Below are 3,272 nucleotides of genomic sequence, written 5' to 3'. Positions count from 1 at the left end.
GAGTTGGTTTGGTGATCTCGTTCATCTTTGTCGACAGGCAAACAACGCCGGTCAGGGGCAATCCGACGGTGGTCCTTAGCGGTACATTTAAGGAAGCCAATCTGAACCCCAGGGTGCTGTTTTCGACAACGTTCACCGGTACTCCTCCCCCAAACCGGCCGCTGTCGGCCTTTATCAGACAAACCTTCACCGCCAACGAACAGCCGGATAAAATTGTCCTGGGCCGGTCATACAATAACCATCAGGCATGGGTGTTTATACAACTGGTCAATGCCGGTGATAAGGCCCGTAAGCTGGTGCTTCAGGCTGAACACGTCCGGCTGGATGCCATTACCCTGTACCGCGTTTCGGACGAAAAGCTGATCCCTGCCGGTTATCTGACCCGTACCATGCCCATTGCCCACCGGCCTTATTCGTTCAGGGCGTTTGCGTTACCGGTCTTCGTGGCGGCCCGCGATACGGCCTGCTTTCTGTTACAGACAAAGCGGTATACCGGTTTACAGGAAACAAGCCTTGCCTTGTTTGATGAAGTCCGTTTTGTTGAACAGGCCATTCATAATGATTTTAAGAATAGTTTCCGGGTAATCTATACCCTGATTATCATCATTGTGATGGTCTTTCTGGCGAGCTTGTTTGAGCAATGGCATATGTTCTGTTTCTGTGGAATGCTTTTCGGTCTTTGCTGTATTTTTCTCTACATGGGCGATTACTACGACAACGTCCCGTTTCCCGGCTGGCTTTGTCTGAGTGCAACGAACATGGGCGCCTTTTCGGTTTATCTGACGAATGTGCTGTTTCTGCCTTTTGGTTTCGCGATCATGAAAGATGTTCCCGTAAACCGGAAGTGGCTTTTTCGCACTGCCCTCGTCATGGGCGTGCTGAACATCAGCATGATGATACTGATTGCCGGCTGGCAGACCGAAATCTCCAATTATCTGTATACAAACGGGTTGGTAGTACTGTCGGTCCTGGGCATGTGCTGGGGTATTTATCTGTCGTGGCTGGCCTACCTCCGGGCCGGGATTGTGAACTATCTGTTTGCTGCTTCCTTTGCCTTTCTGCCTTTTCTTGTCGATCTGGTATTGGTCATGTTTAACATCCATCGCGGTCAGCTGTCGCTGAATGTTACCTATCTGAATACTATTTTCACCATTTTTGTCCTGGTATATCTTACCATCAGTGAGTTCCGGAAAGAGCTGGTAACGAAGCAGAAAATGCGGCGGCGGCTCGACCGGCTGAAACTGAGCATGGATAATCAGCATAAGGCCGAAATCGAAGCCATTGGCCGGAACCTGCACGACCAGGTCGGCAATACGCTGGCCTCGGCTCTGGGCTACCTCAATATGAAGGAGCTGAAGCCTGAAACGACCAAAATGCTGATTCTTTCGGCGATCAATGAGCTTCGGGTCATTAGTCAGAATCTGGTCCGGGACAGCGAGCAGCCCCTTTCCGAACGGATTGCCGATCTGGTGAGCCGGTTCAATACATTTTCGTCGACCAACTTTTTCTTTACCGACTTTACCGAAGGGCAGTTTGATCGGCTTCCGGAGCTGATCCAGCAGAACCTCCATGCCATTATCAGTGAACTGATGACTAATATCATCAGGCATGCCCACGCGAATGAAGCGCATATTCAGTTTTTTTCGGGAGAAAATGCGTTAATTATCAGCGTGGAAGACGATGGCGTAGGCTTTGATGCGGCCAAAAAGGTGCAGGGTATCGGCCTGCATAATATCCGGACACGGGCCAGTCTGACCGATCTTAACCTAACAATAGATTCGACACCGGATGGTACCAGTGTCCTGATTGAAATTGCGTATGAAAATACCCGTACTCATCATTGATGACCACCAGCTGTTTAGTGATGGGCTTAGTTTAATCTTGAAAGAGTCGAACCAATTTGATGTGGTCGGCCAGGTATTTGACAGTCGGCAGGCGATTTATCAGTGCCTGTCGATCCGCCCGTCTCTGGTGTTGATTGACTTTAATATGCCGGAAATCAACGGGTTAACAATCGTGAATGAGCTGAAAGCACAATCCTTTTCCGGAAAGATTGTAGTAATCAGCATGTATGCCGGCAACAAGGAAATCGAGATGTTCAAAGACTCTGGAGTGGATGGTTACCTGCCCAAGACAACCCCGGCATCGAAGCTGATTGATGCCCTCTGCGGCGTGATGTCCGGCGATCAGGTCTTTGAATCGCTGGTAACGAAGAAAGAGCTTACCGTAAAAGATTCCTTTACGATGAAAAACCGGCTAACGAAGCGTGAAGCCGATATTCTGCGGGCAATCAAAAAAGGAATGACCACGGAAGATGTGGCTAATTACTTAAACCTGAGCTACTATACGGTTGAAACGCATCGTAAAAATATCAATCAGAAACTGAATATCCGGTCTAAGGTCGAATTCTACGATTTTCTGAGCAAGTTCGATGTTGGTGCGGATTAACCCATTACCCGCCGGGCTTTCAGGTTCCGGCGGGTAATGGGTTCGTGAACAGGGTGTATCGTTACCCCATCAGGGTTTTCTTTTCCAGAAACATGGTTTGCAGGCGACGGGCCTGTGCATCATAAGCGTCCTGGTGTGCCCATGTGTTTCGTGGGTTTAACAGGTCGGTCGGAACCCCCGGGCACACTGTCGGCATGGCCAGTCCAAAAACCGGATGGTTGACAAACGGGACCGTATCGAGCGTTCCGCGCAGGGCAGCACGGATCATGGCCCGTGTAAACGGAAGTTTCATGCGGTTCCCCGTTCCAAAGCCTCCACCCGTCCATCCGGTATTAATCAGCCAGACAGAAACCTGCTGGTTTTCAATATACCGGCCAAGCATATGGGCATATTCCCGCGGCGGCAGCGGCATAAACGCCGCTCCGAAGCAAGCGGAGAAGGTCGCCTGTGGTTCGGTAATACCCATCTCCGTACCGGCGACTTTGGCCGTGTAACCAAGTACAAAATAATCCATCGCCTGTTCCGTGCTCAGTTTTGCGATCGGCGGCAGAACGCCGAAGGCATCACAGGTAAGAAAGAATATGTTTTTCGGGTGGGTCGCAACCGACGGAGTAACGGCATCCGGAATGAAGTCAATCGGGTATGACGTACGTGTATTTTCGGTCAGGCCGGCGTTTGTATAATCAACCTCGCGGCTGTTGCGCCGGAAAACGGTATTTTCGACAATGGAACCAAAACGGATAGCGTCAAAGATCTGCGGTTCACGCTCGCGGGTCAGATCAATCACTTTGGCATAGCATCCGCCTTCTATGTTAAATATACCG

The 3,272-nt window shown here is 50.2% G+C and carries 3 protein-coding genes; 2 read left to right on the top strand and 1 reads right to left on the bottom strand.

Features of this window, described 5'->3' with window-relative positions; all coding sequences use genetic code 11:
- Together BLX24_RS29720 and BLX24_RS29715 are read left to right on the top strand one after the other, a co-directional pair.
- On the top strand, positions 1 to 1,844 hold a 1,844-nt coding region (locus BLX24_RS29720; RefSeq protein ID WP_143092888.1), incomplete at its 5' end, for an ATP-binding protein.
- Positions 1,819 to 2,448, top strand: a complete 630-nt coding sequence (locus BLX24_RS29715) for a response regulator transcription factor (RefSeq protein WP_071506839.1) — start codon at positions 1,819 to 1,821, stop codon at positions 2,446 to 2,448. The genes BLX24_RS29720 and BLX24_RS29715, both read left to right, overlap by 26 nt.
- Positions 2,449 to 2,509: 61 nt before the next feature.
- Here BLX24_RS29715 and BLX24_RS29710 read toward each other — a convergent pair.
- Positions 2,510 to 3,272 (bottom strand): phosphoenolpyruvate carboxykinase (ATP) (locus BLX24_RS29710; RefSeq protein ID WP_143092887.1); only part of this gene is annotated, 763 nt, incomplete at its 5' end.

This window comes from Arsenicibacter rosenii, from assembly GCF_001870735.1.
In the GTDB taxonomy this organism is placed as follows: Bacteria; Bacteroidota; Bacteroidia; order Cytophagales; family Spirosomataceae; genus Arsenicibacter; species Arsenicibacter rosenii.
Note: the sequence above shows the minus strand (reverse complement) of the source record. Positions and strands in the feature narration are given on the sequence as shown.

Excerpts from the sequence above, each read along its gene's own strand:
- BLX24_RS29715 (WP_071506839.1), top strand. The coding sequence starts at position 1,819 with ATGAAAATACCCGTACTCATCATTGATGACCACCAGCTGTTTAGTGAT.